Here is a 15727-nt window from a genome sequence, read left to right on the forward strand (position 1 = left end):
GCGAAAGGGTGGGAACAGGCGTCCGGGCGTGGTACATCGTGATGATGCCGATGTCGACGTTGAAGGAAGCGGACCTCGCGGATCCGTCCCGGCTCGAAGCCGCCCTGCGCGCGAACCTCGCGGCCTTCGAACGGCGCGAGATCGCCGTGCCCGAGGGCGTGCGCCACGCCGCCGTGTGCCTCACCGTTCTCCCGTACCGCGACGAGCCGCACGTCCTGGTGATCAAGCGGGCGCCGCGCGGCCGCAACGCCGGGCAGTGGGCGCTGCCCGGCGGCCGCCTGGACGAGGGCGAGTCGGCGGAGGCGGCCGCGCTGCGGGAGTTGGCCGAGGAGACCTCGGTCGACGCCGGCCCCGAGGAGATCGCCGGGTATCTGGACGACTTCCGTACCGACTCCGGGTTCGTCATCACGCCGCTGGTCGTCGTCCCGCGTGGACCGGCGCTGCCGCGGCCGGCCCCGGACGAGGTCCAGTCGGTGCACCACGTACCGCTGCGGCGGCTGCGGGAGCCGGACCTGCCGCGGTGGGTCACGGCTCCGGACGGCGGGCCGCTGCTGCAGATGCCGCTGCGCCCGGGGATGGTGATCCACGCGCCGACCGGTGCGCTGCTGTGGCAGTTCCGGGAGGTGTGCCTGCTCGGCCGCCCGACCCGGGTCGGCACGGTGACCCAGCCGGAGTTCACCCGCCGGTGAGCCGGAGAGGGCGGCGCCCCCACCGGCCGCGGCGTACCACCCCACCGGCCTCGGTGCACAGCCCCGCGGCCGGTGGGGCATCGCCGAGCACGTACCGTTTCTTGCGTGTACACCTCACTCCTCGGGTTCACTGTCGTCGCCGCCCTGCTGACCGTCTCCCCCGGTCCGGACTTCGCGGTCGTGCTGCGTACCGCGCTCGGCTCGGGGCGGCGCGCCGCGCTGTGTTCCGCGCTCGGCATCGCGGCGGGCTGCTTCGTGTGGGGGCTGGCGGGCGCGGCCGGGCTGACGGCGATGCTGTCGGCGTCCCAGGTGGCGTACGACGGGCTGCGGATCGCGGGCGCCGCGTACCTGATGTGGCTCGGCTTCCAGGCGCTGCGCAGCGCACGGCGCACCGCCACGGCGGCCACCGAGCCCGCCGAAAGCGCCCCGGCGGACGGCGCGGCCGACCCGGCCGGCCCCACCGGTCCGGAGGCACCGCAGACTCCGTGGCGCGCGTTCCGCACCGGGCTGCTGACGAACGTGCTCAATCCGAAGGTCGGCGTGGTGTACATGTCGCTGCTGCCGCAGTTCATCCCGCACGGCGCGCCGGTCGTGGCGACCACCCTGATGCTCGTCGCCGTCCACGCCCTACTGGGCGTCGTCTGGCTCGGCTCCGTCACCCTCGCCGTGCACCGCGCACGGGCCGTCTTCCGCAGGCCGCGCGTCCGCCGCCGCCTCGAACAGCTCACCGGCACCGTCCTCTTCGGGCTCGGCGCCGCGGTGGCCGCCGAAACGGCCCGCTGACGCGCCGCCCGCGGCACCGGCCCCGCCCGTGCGCCGCGCCAACGCCCCGTACGGGCGCCGTACGCTGCGCAAAGGCAGGGAAAAGCTCAGATCCGGCTCTGAACCCGGCCCATGGACGGTTCGTCCTCCCCAGAGGGGTGATGAGTACGGAATACGCGGAGTCGGGAGTGGAGGGGGAACCATGGAGCAGCCAGGGCACACCGGCCACCGGGAGCGGCAGCCGGGCCGTACGGACCACCGGGAGCGGCCGGCACACACGCCGCTCCTGGGCACCGGCATCGGCTGGCGGCCGGAGATCGCCGACGGCATCGCCCGGCTGCCCGGTATCGACTGGGTCGAGGTCGTCGCCGAGAACATCTGCCCGGGCCACCTCCCGCCCGCCCTCGAAGCGCTGCGCGCCCGCGGCACGACCGTCGTGCCGCACGGCGTCTCCCTCGGGCTGGGCGGCGCCGAGCGGCCGGACGCCGGGCGGCTGGCCGCGCTGGCCGAGCGCGCCGAGGCGCTCGCCGCGCCGCTCGTCACGGAGCACATCGCCTTCGTACGGGCCGGCGGCGCGCTGACCGGCGGCCCGCGCATGGAGGCGGGGCACCTGCTGCCCGTACCGCGGACGTACGACGCGCTGGACGTGCTGTGCGAGAACGTACGCATCGCGCAGGACGCGCTGCCGGTACCGCTGGCGCTGGAGAACATCGCTGCGCTGGTCAACTGGCCGGGCGAGGAGCTGACCGAGGGACAGTTCCTCGCCGAGCTCGTCGAGCGGACCGGCGTACGGCTGCTGATCGACGTGGCGAACCTGCACACCAACCGCGTCAACCGGGGCGAGGACCCGGCGGCCGCGCTCGCGGCGCTGCCGGTGGAGGCGATCTCGTACGTCCATGTCGCGGGCGGTTTCGAACGGGACGGGGTGTGGCACGACAGCCATGCTCACCCCGTGACGCAGCCCGTTCTGGAGGTACTCGCCGAGCTGTGCGCCCGCGTCGGCCCGCCCGGTGTCCTCCTCGAACGCGATGAGAACTTCCCCGCTACGGAGGAGCTCGCCGCCGAACTGGATGCCATACGGACCGTCGTCGAAACGACCGCGCTGCGGCCCGGGCTCGGGTCCGGCGCGCGCCCAGTCCCCCGGCCCGACGACCGGAGCATCAACCTGGGCAACGCCCCGGACGACACAGCCGCCAAGGAGACCGAAGCCGCCCGCCCCCGCCTGGCCGCCGCGCAGGAGGAGCTGCTCGCGGCGCTGGTGGCGGGCGAACCGGACCCCGCGGGGTTCGACGGGGAGCGGCTGGCCGTGCAGCGGCGCGCGCTGGCGGGCAAGCGCGCCGACGTGATCGCCTCGGTCGCGCCGGAGCTGCCCGGCATACTCGGAGCGGACTACCGCAGCGCTTTCCTGGACTACGCGCAGCACCGGCCGATGCGGGGCGGCTACCGCCGCGACGCGCTGGACTTCGCCGGCCATCTGCTCGCCCTCGGCCTGCCGGCGCACCCCGCCGCGCGGCGGGAGCTGACACAGTGGTGGCGCGAGCGCTCGGGCCCCACCCCGCCGTCGGCCGGCGCCGCCGCACGGCTGGCCCGGCTGGCCCGCACGGTGACCGGCCGCCTGCTGCCCCGGACGGGCCACACTGCGGACGGGTCGCCGGACCGGCCCCGGGGCGGCGGTCCGGCCCCGGACGGGACGGCGGACGGCCGGAGCGCACCCCCGAGCGTGCCGGCGGGTGCCTCGCGGGTGGAGTATGTCGACAGACCCCGGAGTGGGAGGTAATCACTTTGTCCTTCGCGCAGTTGGTGTACTGGGCCGTCGCCGCTTCCTCAGTGGTGCTCATCGCCGGTACGGTCCACACCCGCCGCGCCACGCCGTCCCCCCGTACCGTGCTCGTCGAGGCGGACTCGCAGGACCTCTGGGACAACGCCTTTCTCGCCGGCGGTCCCGGCCGGGTCGCCGACGCGGCGATCGCCGGGATGCACGGCGACGGCCGGCTGGCGATCGGCGGCCCCGGAACGGTCACCGCGCGCCGCCCCGCCGTCTCGCACGACCCGGTCGAGTCCGCGGTGCTGGAAGCGCTCGTCCGCACGCCCGGCGGCTCGCTGACGCGGCTGCGCCCCACGGTCATGCGCAGCGCGGCCGTCCAGCAGATCGGCGACCGGCTGGCCGACCGCGGCCTGCTGCGCCGCCCGGAGACGGGCCGGCGCTGGCGGCAGCTCGCCCGGCTGCAGATCGGCGCGTGCATGTGCGTCTTCTTCCTCGGCATCTTCCAGTCGGTGACGGGCGCGCTGGACGACGGCGCTCCGCAGTACCCGCAGAACATGCCGTTCGTACTGAAGGTGACGCCCGCGGTGTTCGCGGGGATCTTCGTCGGCACGCTGTGCCGGAGCGCCGTGCGCCGCCGCATCACGAAGGCCGGCAAGCGGGCCCTGAAGCAGTTTCGCGCGGCGAACAGGGCGGCCGTCACCGGCCCGGCGGACCGGTCCGCCGCGCTCACCGTGGCCGTCGGCGGCGTGGCGGTACTGGTGGACCGGGTACTGCGCGACCATCTGCTGGAGGCGCAGCGGGCGGCGGCCGGCAGCGCGACGGCCGCCGCGGTGTCCTCGACCGGCCCCGGCGCCGACTGGAGCGCGGCCGGGGACACCGGCGGGACGTGGTGCGGCTCGGGTAGCTGATCGGCGGCTGATCGGGCGGCTGAACCGCGCGCCCGGCCGCACGGCGCGGGGCCACACGGGCCCGGAAACCCGCCAACGTACCAACCCCCGCCCCTTGTTGAGCGGGCTTCGGCGAACGGGGGCGCGGGCACGGCCAGCCCGATTAGCGTGCGGTGCCGCACCAGGAGGCACCATGCGAACCGTCACCGGAACCGGTCTCGTCGTCGCCGCACTCGTCGCGACGGCAGCCGCACTGCTCTTCCCCATCCTGTCCTTCGCCGGGCTGTCGGCGGCCGGCACCGACCCCGACGCGGGCACCGTCGCCACCCGCTCCGGCCCGCTCTCCCCGCTCGACCGCGACTTCGTGACCAAGGTACGGCTGGCCGGGCTGTGGGAGCTGCCGGCCGGGCAGCAGGCGCAGGAGCGCGGCACCACCAAGGCCGTACGGACCGCGGGCGACCACCTCGTGAACGGGCACACCGAACTCGACCGGCACGTACGGGAGGTGGCCGGCCAGCTCGGCGTCGACCTGCCCAACCAGCCCAACGACCAGCAGCAGGGCTGGCTCTCCGAGCTGGAGGCCGCGCGCGGCGCCGAGTACGACCGGAAGTTCGCCAACATCCTGCGGCTGGCGCACGGCAGGGTCTTCACGGTCGTCGCACAGGTCCGCGCGACGACCCGAAACTCGCTGGTCCGCGGGCTGGCGGACGACGCCAACGCGACCGTGCTCGACCACATCACCGTGCTCGAACGCACCGGTTTCGTGGACTTCGACGGCATCGCGCGGGACACGCAGGCGTCGAGCTCGCCGACGTCGCCGGCCGCGCCGCCGCCCGTCCCGCCGACGCCCTCGGCGCCGCCCGCACCGCCCGAGCCCGCCACCCCGTCCGCGACCTACTCGCTGCCGCCGGCCGCCTCGGCGCCCGCGCCGGAGGGCACCGGCCGCGCGGGCCGGTCCCACGCGAACGCCGCGCGCTGAGAGCCTTCGTCGAAAAGCCCCGGAGGCAGCCACCCCGCGGTCCCGCACGGTCTCTTCCGGGGCATCCCTTCCGACACCGGCGCCCGGTGCTTTACATCACCAAATCCCCGCTCAAGTATCCCTTTTGTCACACACGGTGACGCCATTCGGAGGCGGCACGGTGACCCACGAAGGGACGGCTTGTGAAGGCAGTAGCGTTGTTCGGCGCCATCGGGTCACTGGTCCTGGGCACACTGGCGGCCGCTCCGGCGGACGGCGCGGAGACCGGGCTCCGCGTGCCCGCCCCGAAGAAGATCTCATGGGGCCGCTGCGCCCCCGTGGAGCACCTCCCGGCCGGCGTGGAGTGCGGCAAGGTCAGCGTCCCCCTGGACTACGCGCACCCCGAAGGCAGGAAGATCGACCTCACGGTCAGCCGGCGGCGCGCCAGTGGCCCCGCGCGCGAGCGGCAGGGCGCGCTGCTCTACAACCCCGGCGGCCCCGGCGGCTCCGCGATGGCCTTCCCCATGTACGGCGGGCTGCCCGAGTGGCGCCGCACGGCCAGGGCGTACGACTTCGTCGGCTACGCGCCGCGCGGGGTGGGGCGCTCGGCGCCGCTCTCCTGCGAGGACCCCGAGCAGTCCGCGAAGGCGCCCTCGGACAGCCCGGTGCACCCCTCGGAGCGCTTCAAGCAGCAGAAGATCAAGGAGGCGCGGGAGTACGCGGAGGGCTGCGCACGCCGGGCCGGGTCCGCGCTGCAGCACTACAACACGCTGAACAACGCGCGTGACCTGGAGATGCTGCGGGTCGCGCTGGGCGAGAAGAAGCTCACCTTCATGGGCGCGTCGTACGGCACGTACCTCGGGGCCGTGTACGCGACGCTCTTCCCGGGGAACGTGCGCCGGATGGTCTTCGACAGCGTCGTGAACCCGGACCCGGACAAGGTCTGGTACCAGAACAACCTCGAACAGAACATCGCCTTCGAGGGCCGCTGGCACGACTGGCGGGCCTGGGTGGCCAAGCACCACAAGACGTACCGCCTGGGCACGACGGCGGAGGCGGTGGGCACGTCGTACTACCGGGCGGCCGCGCAGCTCCGCCGGAAGCCTGCGGGCGGCAAGGTCGGCCCGGCCCAGCTCCAGTCCGCCTTCCTGATGGCGGGGTACAGCGACCACTACTGGCCCATCCGGGCGGCCGCGCTGTCCAAGTACCTCAAGGGCGACCCGAAGCCGCTGATCGCGCAGGCGGCGCCGGACCCGGCGGACGCGGCGTCGAAGGAGAACGGCGACGCGGTCTACTCGGCCGTGGAGTGCAATGACGCGGACTGGCCGCGGGACTGGGCGACGTGGGACCGCGACAACACGATCGTGTCCCAGGTCGCGCCGTTCGAGACCTGGGACAACGCGTGGATGAACCTGCCCTGCGCGTTCTGGCCCCGGCCTGCGCGCACGCTGCAGCAGCAGCGCCCGCTGGACGTCCGTACGGCTCCCGGAGTGCTGCCCCCGGTCCTGCTGCTCGCGGCGGAGCGGGACGGCGCCACGCCGTACGAGGGGGCGCGGGAGCTGCACCGCAGGCTGGCGGGGTCCACGCTGGTCACCGAGCGCGACGCCGGCACGCACGGGATCGCCTTCAGCGAGAACGACTGCGTGAACAAGTACACCGAGGACTACCTGCTCACCGGGCGGGTCCCGGAGCGGGATGCATTCTGCAAGCCGCACAAGGAGCCCGAGCCCGGCGAGGAGTGAGTCGGGCGCGGGGGCCGGTCAGGCCAGCCCGGCCACCAGCTCCGAGACCGGCTTGCGGCGGCCGGTGTAGAACGGGACCTCTTCGCGGACGTGCAGCCGCGCCTCGGAGCCGCGCAGGTGCCGCATGAGGTCGACGATGCGGTACAGCTCGTCGGCCTCGAAGGCGAGGATCCACTCGTAGTCGCCGAGCGAGAAGGACGGCACGGTGTTGGCGCGCACGTCGGGGAAGCCGCGCGCCATCTTGCCGTGGTCCGCGAGCATCCGGCGGCGGTCCTCGTCGGGGAGGAGGTACCAGTCGTACGAGCGCACGAACGGGTAGACGCTCACGTAGTTGCGCGCCTGCTCGTCGGCCAGGAAGGCCGGGATGTGCGACTTGTTGAACTCGGCGGGGCGGTGCAGCGCCATGTTCGACCAGACCGGCTCCAGGGCGCGGCCGAGCTTGGTGCGGCGGAAGAGGTTGTACGCCTCCTGGAGCGCGTCCGAGCTCTCCGAGTGCCACCAGATCATGATGTCGGCGTCGGCACGGATGCCGGACACGTCGTACGTGCCGCGGACCACCACGTCCTTGGCGGCGAGCTGCTCGAACAGCTCATCGACCTCTTCGGCGTAGCCGCTGCGGTCCTCCGGGAGGGCTGCACGCAGCTTGAACACCGACCAGAGGGTGTAGCGGATGACCTCGTTGAGGTCCTTCGCCTTCTTGCCGGCGTTCGGGGTCTTCTCGGGCGCGGGCCCAGGGGTGGCGTCAGTCATGTCATCCATTCTCACTCGTCGGCCGGAATGCCCGGCGTCAGGGTGGCCAGTACCGCGTCGGCGGCCTTGGTGGCGCTTGCGATGCAGGCCGGGATGCCGACGCCCTCGTAGAGCGCGCCGCACACCCGGAGGCCGGGGAGCCGGTCCACGGCTTCGTGGATGCGGGCCACCCGCTCCAGGTGGCCGACCGGGTACTGCGGCAGGCCGCCGTCCCATCGGGTGACGCGCGCCTCTACGGGCGCGGCGGGCAGCCCGACCGCCTCGCGCAGGTCGGCCAGCGAGAGGTCCACCAGCTCGGCGTCCTCGCGCTCCAGGTCGGCGGTGTCCCCGTGCCGCCCGATCGAGGTGCGCAGCACGAAGAGGTCCGGGTCGGCGGCGTCGATCCAGCCCCACTTGTTGCTCGCGAACGTGGCCGCCTTGATCTTGTGGCCGTCGACCGGCGGGACGAGGAAGCCGCTGCCGGTGAGCTGCCGCTCGACGTCGGCACGGCGGAAGGCCATGGTGACCAGCGCCATCGAGGCGTACTCGACGCCGTCCAGCTCCGTGGCGGCGGCGGGGCTCTCGTGGCGGAGGATGCGGGCCGCGGCGGGCGCAGGGCAGGCCAGTACGACCGCGTCGGCCTGCAGGGTCCGGCCCTCGACGCGGACCTCCCAGCCGTCGTCGCCGGTCCGTCGCACCGCGTCCACGGGCGTGTTCAGGCGGATCTCGCCGCCCTTGGCCCGTACCGCGTCGGCGACCGCGCCCGGCAGCGTGCCGATGCCGCCGTCGATGCCCATGAAGACCGGTCCCGCGGCGGCGGGGCCCGTCTGGTGGACGGTGGCGGCCGTGCGCGCCTGGATGGCCCGGACGCCCTCCGTCAGGGAGCGGTGGTTCCGCGCCGCCTCGAAGAGCTGCGGGACGGCGGCCCGCATGGAGATGCGGTACGCGTCGCCCGCGTACACCCCGCCCAGCAGCGGCTCGACGAGCCGGTCGACGACCTCGCGGCCCAGCCGCTCGGCGACATACTCGCCGACCGCGACGTCCTCGCCGACCTCGGTGCGCGGCAGCTCCGCGTCCTCCTCGATGCGCGCGAGGCCCGCGTCGGAGAGCACGCCGGAGGCGGCGAGCGGCGCCGGGCCGCCGGGCACGCCCATGACGTGGCCCTTGGGCATCGGGCGCAGGGCGCCGCGGGTCCACAGGGAGGCGGTCGCGGTGGACGGCGGCTGCAGCCGGTCGCCGAGCCCGACGGCCCGCGCGAGCGCCACCGCCTCCGGGCGCCGGGCGAGCATCGACTCGGCGCCGAGGTCGACCGGTACGCCCGCGACCGCGCCGGCCTTCAGCTTGCCGCCGAGCCGTCCGGACGCCTCCAGTACGGTCACCCGCGCGCCGCCGTCGAGCGCGCGGTGCGCGGCTGCCAGACCCGAGATGCCGCCGCCGATCACGACGACGTGGCCGGGCGCGTGGCCCGTAGAACCGGGCGCCTGGCCCGTACCGGTGTGCGCTGTGCTCATGCCCCCACTCTCTCAGAGCCCGGCCGGCGCCCGGCCCTGGGCGCTGCTCCGGGGCACCACTATGCTCGCGACTTCATGTACGGCCGGGTGAGCGGAGATGGGGTGGCGCGATGGCCCTGCGCGATCCGCAGGCCGGGCCCGGGAGCGGGCGGTCGGCGGCCGACCGGGTGCTCGCGCTGCTCGGCGCCTTCGACGACGCGCACCGCAGCCTGACCCTGACCGCGCTGGCCCGCCGGGCCGGTCTGCCGCTGGCCACCGCGCACCGGTTCGCCGGCAAGCTGACGGAGTGGGGCGCGCTGGAACGCCGCGCGGACGGCCGGTACGAGATCGGGCTGCGGCTGTGGGAGATCGCAGTGCTCGCGCGGCGCGGCGTGGGGCTGCGGCAGGCCGCGCTGCCCTTCATGGAGGACCTCTACGAAGCGACGCACGAGAACGTCCAACTCGCCGTACGGGACGGCCTGGAGACGGTGTACATCGAGCTGATCTCGGGGCGCTCGGCGGTCGGGGTGCGTACGAGGGTCGGGGCGCGCTGGCCGCTGCACGCCACCGGTGTGGGCCTCGCGCTCCTGGCGTACGCGCCGCCCTCCGTGGTCGCGCAGGTGTGTGCCGCGCCGCTGCGCCGCTTCACCGAGCGCACGATCGGCGACCCGGCACTGCTGCGGTCGGTCCTCGCGGACGTGCGCACGTCCGGAGTGGCGGTCAGCGAGCGGCAGATCACGATGGACGCGGTGTCCGTGGCGGCGCCCGTCCGGGGTCCCGACGGGCGGGCGGTGGCCGCGCTGTCGGTCGTCGTCCCGGTGAGCGAGGGCCGCGCGGCCCTGCTCGCGCCCGCGGTGCGCGTCGCCGCGCAGGGCATCTCGCGGAGCCTGCCGCTTCTTTGAGCGCGCCTCTACCGGGTGTTTGTGAGCGCGCCTTGCGTATCGGAGGTGCGGCGCGCAACCCCCGTGCACGCATGTTTCCAGCTGCTGGAAGAGGCCCTTGCCGCTCTCCGGGGCGCCGCCCAGTCTGTGGCGACACCCGGGGCCGTCCGGGTCCCCCTGTGCGTCAAGGAGGCCGCGCCATGCCCGTTCCCACCGCATTCGCCCGCGACCAGTGGTACGTCGCCGCGTACAGCAGCGAGGTCGGCAGCGAGACCGGCGGCGAGGAGATCCTCGCCCGTACGGTCTGCGGCGAGCCGCTGGCGCTCTACCGCACGCCCGAGGGCGAGGCCGTCGCGCTCGCCGACCGCTGCGTCCACCGCCGCTACCCGCTCTCCGAAGGCGCTCTGGAGGACGGCCGGCTGGTCTGCGGCTACCACGGCTTCACCTACGACCGGGCGGGTGCCTGCGTCTCCGTACCGGGCCAGGCCCGCGTGCCGCGCACCGCGCGCGTCGCCTCGTACCCCCTCGCCGAACTGGACGGCTTCGTGTGGGTGTGGATCGGTGACCCGGCGCGCGCGGACGTGTCCGCCGTGCCGCGCGCCCCCTGGCTCGCCGACCCGGAGTGGACGGTCGTCCGCGGCATGGAACCGCTCAACGCGCGCTACGGACTGCTCGTCGACAACCTCCTGGACCTCTCCCACGAGACGTTCCTGCACGGCGGGTACATCGGCACCCCGGAGGTCGCCGCCACCCCGATCACCACCGAGGCCGACGAGGAGCGCGGCATCGTCCGGGTGAGCCGGCACATGGACGACGCCGAGTGCCCGCCCTTCTACGCCGATTCGACGGGCCTGAAGGGCCGCGTCAGCCGCTGGCAGGACATCGAGTACCACGCGCCCTGTCTGTACCTGCTGCACAGCCGGATCGCGCCGGTCGGCTCGGTACCGGGCGCCGACGGCAGCGACCCGGACGCCTTCCACACCGAGATCGCGTACGCCATCACCCCGTCCACCGAGACCACCACGTACGACTTCTGGCTGGTGGCGCGGGACTTCGCGCGCGAGGACGAGGGGGTGAGCGGCTTCCTGCACGAGTTCAACCGCACCGTCGTCCTTCAGGACGTGACGGCGCTGGACATCCTGGAGAAGGTCACGGCCGAGGAAGAGGGCCGCCGCGTACAGGAGTTGAGCGTCGGCATCGACGCGGGCGGGCTGGCGGCGCGGCGGGTACTGGAGCGGATGATCGCGGGCTCGGCGAAGCCGGCTGCGGCCGGGGTGCCGGGCGGGCCGGAAGCGGTGGCGGCCCGATGACCGACGCCTCCCTCGACCTCGTCGTCGCGCGCAAACGGACCGTCGCCGACGGCGTGTGCGAGCTGTCGCTGCGCCGCCCGGACGGCGGCGCGCTGCCCGCCTGGTCGCCCGGCGCCCACCTGGACCTCCACCTCGCGCCGGGCCTGGCCCGCTCGTACTCGTTGTGCGGGGACCCGGCCGTACGGGCCGAGTGGCGGGTCGCGGTACTGCGCGAGGCAGCGGGCACGGGCGGCTCCTCGTACGTGCACGATCGCCTCACGACAGGCGACAAGATCACCGCCTCCGCGCCCCGCAACCACTTCCCCTTCGAACCCCCGTCCACTCCGCCCGCCCGCTGTCTCTTCCTCGCCGGCGGGATCGGCATCACCCCGCTGCTGCCGATGATCGCCCGCGCGCAGGCGGCCGGGACGGACTGGCGGCTGCTGTACGGAGGCCGGACCCGCGCCTCGATGGCCTACGCCGACCGGCTCGCGGCACACGGGGAGCGCGTCACGCTGCGCCCGGAGGACGAGTACGGGCTGCTGGACCTGGCGGGCTTCCTGGAGGCCACGGACGCGGCCACCCACGTGTACGCCTGCGGCCCCGAGGCGCTGCTCGCCGCCATCGAGGTGCAGTGCCGGGCGGCAGGGCTCCCCGAGGACGCGCTGCACGTGGAACGCTTCCGCCCGGCGCCCGCCGAGGGCTCCTCCTTCGAAGTCGAGCTGGCCGACTCGGGACTCACCGTCCGCGTACCGCCCGGCCGTTCGATTCTGGAGGCAGTAGAGGACACCGGTGTGCAGGTGCTCTCCTCCTGCCGCGCCGGCACTTGCGGCACCTGCGAGACCGAGGTCCTGTCCGGCACCCCCGACCACCGCGACCACCTCCTCACGGAAGCCGAACGGTCAGCCGGCGACACCATGCTCATCTGCGTCTCCCGCTGCCACGGCCCGCGCTTGAGACTCGCCCTCTGACCCGCATCGGTCAGCCGGTCATCTTCTCGATGACAGCAGCGGCCTCGGGCTCGGTGATCCGGACCTGACCGCATTCGACATGTCTTGCGAAGCGTGTGAGGTAATCGGTCGGCTCCCAGCGGAGATTCCGCGTGAACACCTCGTCGTACGTCTCCGATTCCCGGCCGACCCCGAGAGTGCTGGCGGCGAGGGTGAGAAAGGGCTCGGCCCGGAGATTGGAGTTGAGGCTCCCGTGCGGGATCAGCACGCCGTACAGGTCGATGAATTCCTCGACGGAATACCCGCCGCGCCCGAACATGAGCAGCAGGGGCTCGTACGGGTCGGGCAGCTCGGACAGCTCGGGCGATCCGGGCTCGTTCTCGCGCAGGGCCGCCCACCGTACGGCGCCTCGGCATACCCTCCGCAGAGAGGGCGTGCCGAGGTGCGACGCGTACTCCTCCAGCTCGGTCGCGAGCTCGGGAGCCGGTTCGAATTCGGGAGCGGCGTATTCCGCGACGCCGAAGAACGGCCACGCGACCTCGGCACCGTATGCCTGGGCCCAGAGCGCGGCACGGCGCAGGTACTCGCGCATCAGCAGGGCTCGGGAGCGGGCGTGCCCGAGCGACACGCTGAAGTCGTCGTCCCAGGTGATACCGCGAATCCGGTCGAGGACGACGCGCGGTTCTTGTGCGGTCACTTCAGGTTCAGCCCCTTCGACCGCAACTCCTGTGCGAATAGCCTTCACTACGTTCGATGTGGAACGCACCATTTCGGCATCACTCGCGACAGGCGCCGTACAGCACACCGTCCACGTAGCCGTCCCGGCTGACGACAGCCTCGCCCATCCGCTCCTCGACCTCGGGGTCATCGATAGCGATGCGCGTCACGTGGACCGCTTTCTCAGCCGGCTCTTCCCCGCACAGCTTCAGTCCTCCCGGGCGAGTTCGCGCAGTGAGGTCAGGGCCAGGGTGGCCGGGGGCGTCGCCGGGCCGGTCAGCTCGACGAGGGCCCGGGAGGGGGACAGGCCCCGGTCGTACGCGGCGGCCAGGTGGTCCAGCCAGGCCAGACCCACCCGGCGGCCCTCTTCGTCGGCGGCGACGCGGGGCTCGAAGCTCGCGGCGCTATCCGCGTCGGAGGCCCAGAGGTAGCCCAGTACACCGTGCTCGCTCCGGATGGGGACGTACTGCACATCGCCGTCCGCCGTGCGTCGGTATCCGGGGCGGAACGCGGGCGCGTGGCGGAAGACCTCGGTCCGGGACGGGATTTCGAAGCGGGACCACACATCGGACGGGGTCCCGTCCGGTTCGCGGCGGTTCTCGACACCGGTCTCGGTCGGCTTGCCGAAGTGGGTCGGGTCGTCCGGTTCGGTCTCGGACTCCAGCGCCTTCTCAAGGTCACGCAGGGCGGCGGCCAGGCGTGGCGCGTTGGCCTGGTGCACCGCGGGCTGAGGACGGCCCTTGAGGTCGTACGGCATCCAGACATCCGTGGACGTCGTCATTTCCACACTTACGAAATCCGCGGCCGCGTGGGCGCCGAGCCGGAACAGATTCTCCTGGCGCGTTTCCCCCTCCACCCCGGCCACCGTGCCCGTGCAGGCAACATCGGCCGACACCCCGCCGACCGCACCGGGGCGAAGGGCGGCCCGCACCTCGCCGGCGAGCTCTTCGGCTGTCTCGGCCGGGGTTCGCATACCCGCTGCGGTGAACTCACCCTCGAAAAGGAAGGTGTTCGTCTTTCCCGCCTCTTTGACGGAAACACGTACGGTCGGTGCACCGCCAGCGAACCGGTGCTCGGCCAATACGGAAAACGCGGTCAGGAGATCACGGAGGCACAGCAGGAGGGCGTCCGCCGACTCGTCGTCGCGGCCCCAGTCCCAGCGGGCCACAGGCGTACTAGCGATCACAGCGCTCCCTCCGGCATGAACATCCCGCCTTCACGCGGGACGAAGAGGATACCGTCCGGCGAGCGGATGACGAACTGCACGCCATCGAAGTCGTACCCCTTCTGGAATCGTCCGATCTGAGTGGCCATTTCGGCCCGTGATGCCTTTGTTTCGACGACGAAGGTCTGCATGTCCGCCTTCGAGTCGGTGAGCTGACCGATCTTCTTGAAGATGTTACGGGTGACCTTCGCCGGATCGGCGGGCGAATCCTTTCCGGTCATGTCCTTGAACTGCCAGCCATGGACATTTCCGTCCGCGTCCCGCGCCATGACGTCGAGGTCGGTCTTCGCTTCGGTGAAGACACCGGGCTTGATCTCGTGCCCGCCCTGCTTGATCTCGAACGAGATGTCGGTGAGTCCGCTTTCGTGCAGACGGTTGGCCAGCCGGATCTGTTCGAGACAGCCGGAGATTTCCCCCTTTCCGGTCAGCGCGGACACCACACTCGAGAAATTGGGAGCGTCCCTGAAACGTCCCGAAGCGATGGTGTCGGCGATTTCCCGGCCCGCCGGCTCGTCGGCCAGATTCTGCAGGATGCGTTCCACGTCGCCGTGCTTGACCGCGGTGCCCCGCACCTGTTCCCGGACCTGCTGTTCCAGCTCGCTGCCACGCTCGAGCGGACCGGAGTCGTCCGCGTGGCGCTCCCAGCCTTCCGGGCCGTCCGGCCCATGAGGTCCCGTGGGCCCGCCCGGTCCGCTGCCGCCGGGGCCGCCTTCGCCACCGGACCCGCCCGCAGGCGTCTCGTGGCCGCCGACCGGGCCTTCACCGTGCGAACCGGGGTGACCCTCGTGCCCGCCCGGGCCATCGCCGTGGCCGCCCGTGTGCCCGCCGCCCGTGGGAGGTTCGTGGCTGGCCGAGGGGCCGTGTGCCAGGTCGTCGGCGTGGCCGCCGGGGAGGTGGTCGGCCGTGCCGCCGGGTGTGTCGCCGATGCGGCCGGGCAGGCCGCCGGGGGTGTCGCCGAGGTGCCCCGGCAGGCCGTTGCCCGGGGTGTCGCCGAGGTGGCCGGGGGCGTGGCCGCCCGGCGCGTTGTCGCCCACATGACCGCCCGGCGTGCCGGCATCGTCGGCGAGGCGGCCCGTGTCGCCGAGTTGGGTGTCGAGGCTGTTGCCCAGGTGAACGTGGCCGGCGTTGTCGGCGGCGTGGGCAGCACCGGCCATGGCCGGGACCTTGGCCGGACTGTCGGCATCCACCCGCGGCAGGTCCGAGCCTGCGGGCGGCTCGACGTGCGGCGAGCCCTCCTTGGGCGCGTTGTCGATGCTGTCCACGACGTTGCCGTGCTCGTCCAGCAGGTTGCCGTCGCCGTCGAAGTACCGGGCGGGCTCCCCCGGACCCGTCGGCAGCCTGGTGGCGTTCTCCGGCAGGGCCGGTACGTCGTCGGGCAGCCGCACGTTGCCGTCCGGCAGCCTGGTCGCACCCTCGGGAACCGCCGCACCCTCGGGCAGCCGGACGGCGCCGTCGGGCAGCTTGAGCGATCCCTCCGGCAGCTTGATCGCATCCGCCGGCAGAGCGGGCACATCGATCTTCCCGATGCCCTTGATGCTCTTGGCGATGTCGCCGATCTTGGTGAGGCCGGCGCCCGCGCCCTTGGCGACATACGTCATCGGGTCGATGACCTTGCCCGCCTTGCCGGCCACCGACAGCGCCTT

13 protein-coding genes and 1 pseudogene are annotated in these 15727 nt (G+C 73.2%); 9 read left to right on the forward strand and 5 right to left on the reverse strand.

From position 1 onward, the window contains the following. Nucleotides 1-50 precede the first annotated feature (50 nt). From IG84_RS0124480 to IG84_RS0124505, 6 genes are all read left to right on the forward strand, one after another. Nucleotides 51-689: an NUDIX hydrolase gene (locus IG84_RS0124480; protein WP_031061228.1), complete on the forward strand. Its 639-nt coding sequence runs from the start codon at nt 51-53 to the stop codon at nt 687-689. A 105-nt stretch (nt 690-794) separates the two neighbouring features. Further along, the gene (locus IG84_RS0124485; protein WP_031061231.1) at nt 795-1472 is read left to right on the forward strand and encodes a LysE family translocator; all 678 of its coding nucleotides are present in this window, start codon (nt 795-797) and stop codon (nt 1470-1472) included. 181 nt (nt 1473-1653) lie between these two features. Beyond that, nucleotides 1654-3228, forward strand: coding sequence for an MbnB/TglH/ChrH family RiPP precursor modification enzyme (locus IG84_RS0124490; RefSeq protein ID WP_078649304.1), 1575 nt, complete (start codon nt 1654-1656; stop codon nt 3226-3228). 5 nt (nt 3229-3233) lie between these two features. After that, complete coding sequence (locus IG84_RS0124495) at nt 3234-4124, forward strand: TIGR04222 domain-containing membrane protein (protein WP_051862324.1); 891 nt, start codon at nt 3234-3236, stop codon at nt 4122-4124. A 172-nt stretch (nt 4125-4296) separates the two neighbouring features. Then, the gene (locus IG84_RS0124500) at nt 4297-5082 is read left to right on the forward strand and encodes a DUF4142 domain-containing protein (RefSeq protein ID WP_051862326.1); all 786 of its coding nucleotides are present in this window, start codon (nt 4297-4299) and stop codon (nt 5080-5082) included. A gap of 182 nt (nt 5083-5264) precedes the next feature. Beyond that, nucleotides 5265-6803 (forward strand): alpha/beta hydrolase, encoded by a 1539-nt coding sequence (locus IG84_RS0124505; RefSeq protein WP_031061243.1) that lies wholly within the window; start codon nt 5265-5267, stop codon nt 6801-6803. 18 nt (nt 6804-6821) lie between these two features. Here the strand turns inward: IG84_RS0124505 and hemQ are convergent, their stop codons facing one another. Both hemQ and hemG read right to left on the reverse strand, forming a co-directional pair. Then, the gene (hemQ, locus tag IG84_RS0124510) at nt 6822-7562 is read right to left on the reverse strand and encodes a hydrogen peroxide-dependent heme synthase (protein ID WP_031061245.1); all 741 of its coding nucleotides are present in this window, start codon (nt 7560-7562) and stop codon (nt 6822-6824) included. A 2-nt stretch (nt 7563-7564) separates the two neighbouring features. Next, nucleotides 7565-9043: a protoporphyrinogen oxidase gene (gene hemG / locus IG84_RS0124515; RefSeq protein ID WP_031061247.1), complete on the reverse strand. Its 1479-nt coding sequence runs from the start codon at nt 9041-9043 to the stop codon at nt 7565-7567. A 110-nt stretch (nt 9044-9153) separates the two neighbouring features. Here hemG and IG84_RS0124520 point away from each other — a divergent pair, with 110 nt between their 5' ends. The 3 genes from IG84_RS0124520 (at nt 9154) to IG84_RS0124530 (ending at nt 12163) form a co-directional block, all read left to right on the forward strand. Next, entirely contained in the window at nt 9154-9924 is a 771-nt protein-coding gene (locus tag IG84_RS0124520) for an IclR family transcriptional regulator (RefSeq protein ID WP_031061250.1), read from the forward strand. 179 nt (nt 9925-10103) lie between these two features. After that, on the forward strand, nt 10104-11213 hold the full coding sequence (locus tag IG84_RS0124525) for an aromatic ring-hydroxylating dioxygenase subunit alpha (protein ID WP_037800797.1): 1110 nt from the start codon (nt 10104-10106) through the stop codon (nt 11211-11213). Further along, a complete protein-coding gene (locus tag IG84_RS0124530) occupies nt 11210-12163 on the forward strand; it encodes a PDR/VanB family oxidoreductase (RefSeq protein ID WP_031061256.1) in 954 nt (317 codons plus the stop codon). Before IG84_RS0124525 ends, IG84_RS0124530 begins: the two co-directional genes overlap by 4 nt. 10 nt (nt 12164-12173) lie before the next feature. Here the strand turns inward: IG84_RS0124530 and IG84_RS0124535 are convergent, their stop codons facing one another. The 3 genes and pseudogenes from IG84_RS0124535 to IG84_RS40800 form a co-directional block, all read right to left on the reverse strand. Beyond that, a complete protein-coding gene (locus IG84_RS0124535) occupies nt 12174-12839 on the reverse strand; it encodes a hypothetical protein (protein WP_037800798.1) in 666 nt (221 codons plus the stop codon). A 228-nt stretch (nt 12840-13067) separates the two neighbouring features. Next, nucleotides 13068-13832, reverse strand: a complete 765-nt coding sequence (locus IG84_RS41875; protein ID WP_211266511.1) for a hypothetical protein — start codon at nt 13830-13832, stop codon at nt 13068-13070. Nucleotides 13833-14041: 209 nt separating this feature from the next. Then, nucleotides 14042-15727: pseudogene (locus IG84_RS40800) on the reverse strand (hypothetical protein); the annotation flags it as partial.

The organism is Streptomyces ochraceiscleroticus (assembly GCF_000720485.1).
GTDB classification, from domain to species: Bacteria; Actinomycetota; Actinomycetes; order Streptomycetales; family Streptomycetaceae; genus Streptomyces; species Streptomyces ochraceiscleroticus.

What these genes read in the sequence shown, in the direction of transcription:
- IG84_RS0124480 (WP_031061228.1), top strand. Translation starts at nt 51, where the DNA reads ATGTCGACGTTGAAGGAAGCGGACCTCGCGGATCCGTCCCGGCTCGAA.
- IG84_RS0124490 (WP_078649304.1), top strand. Translation starts at nt 1,654, where the DNA reads ATGGAGCAGCCAGGGCACACCGGCCACCGGGAGCGGCAGCCGGGCCGT.
- IG84_RS0124500 (WP_051862326.1), top strand. Translation starts at nt 4,297, where the DNA reads ATGCGAACCGTCACCGGAACCGGTCTCGTCGTCGCCGCACTCGTCGCG.
- hemQ (WP_031061245.1), bottom strand. Translation starts at nt 7,562, where the DNA reads ATGGATGACATGACTGACGCCACCCCTGGGCCCGCGCCCGAGAAGACC.
- hemG (WP_031061247.1), bottom strand. Translation starts at nt 9,043, where the DNA reads ATGAGCACAGCGCACACCGGTACGGGCCAGGCGCCCGGTTCTACGGGC.
- IG84_RS0124520 (WP_031061250.1), top strand. Translation starts at nt 9,154, where the DNA reads ATGGCCCTGCGCGATCCGCAGGCCGGGCCCGGGAGCGGGCGGTCGGCG.
- IG84_RS0124525 (WP_037800797.1), top strand. Translation starts at nt 10,104, where the DNA reads ATGCCCGTTCCCACCGCATTCGCCCGCGACCAGTGGTACGTCGCCGCG.
- IG84_RS0124530 (WP_031061256.1), top strand. Translation starts at nt 11,210, where the DNA reads ATGACCGACGCCTCCCTCGACCTCGTCGTCGCGCGCAAACGGACCGTC.
- IG84_RS41875 (WP_211266511.1), bottom strand. Translation starts at nt 13,832, where the DNA reads ATGCGAACCCCGGCCGAGACAGCCGAAGAGCTCGCCGGCGAGGTGCGG.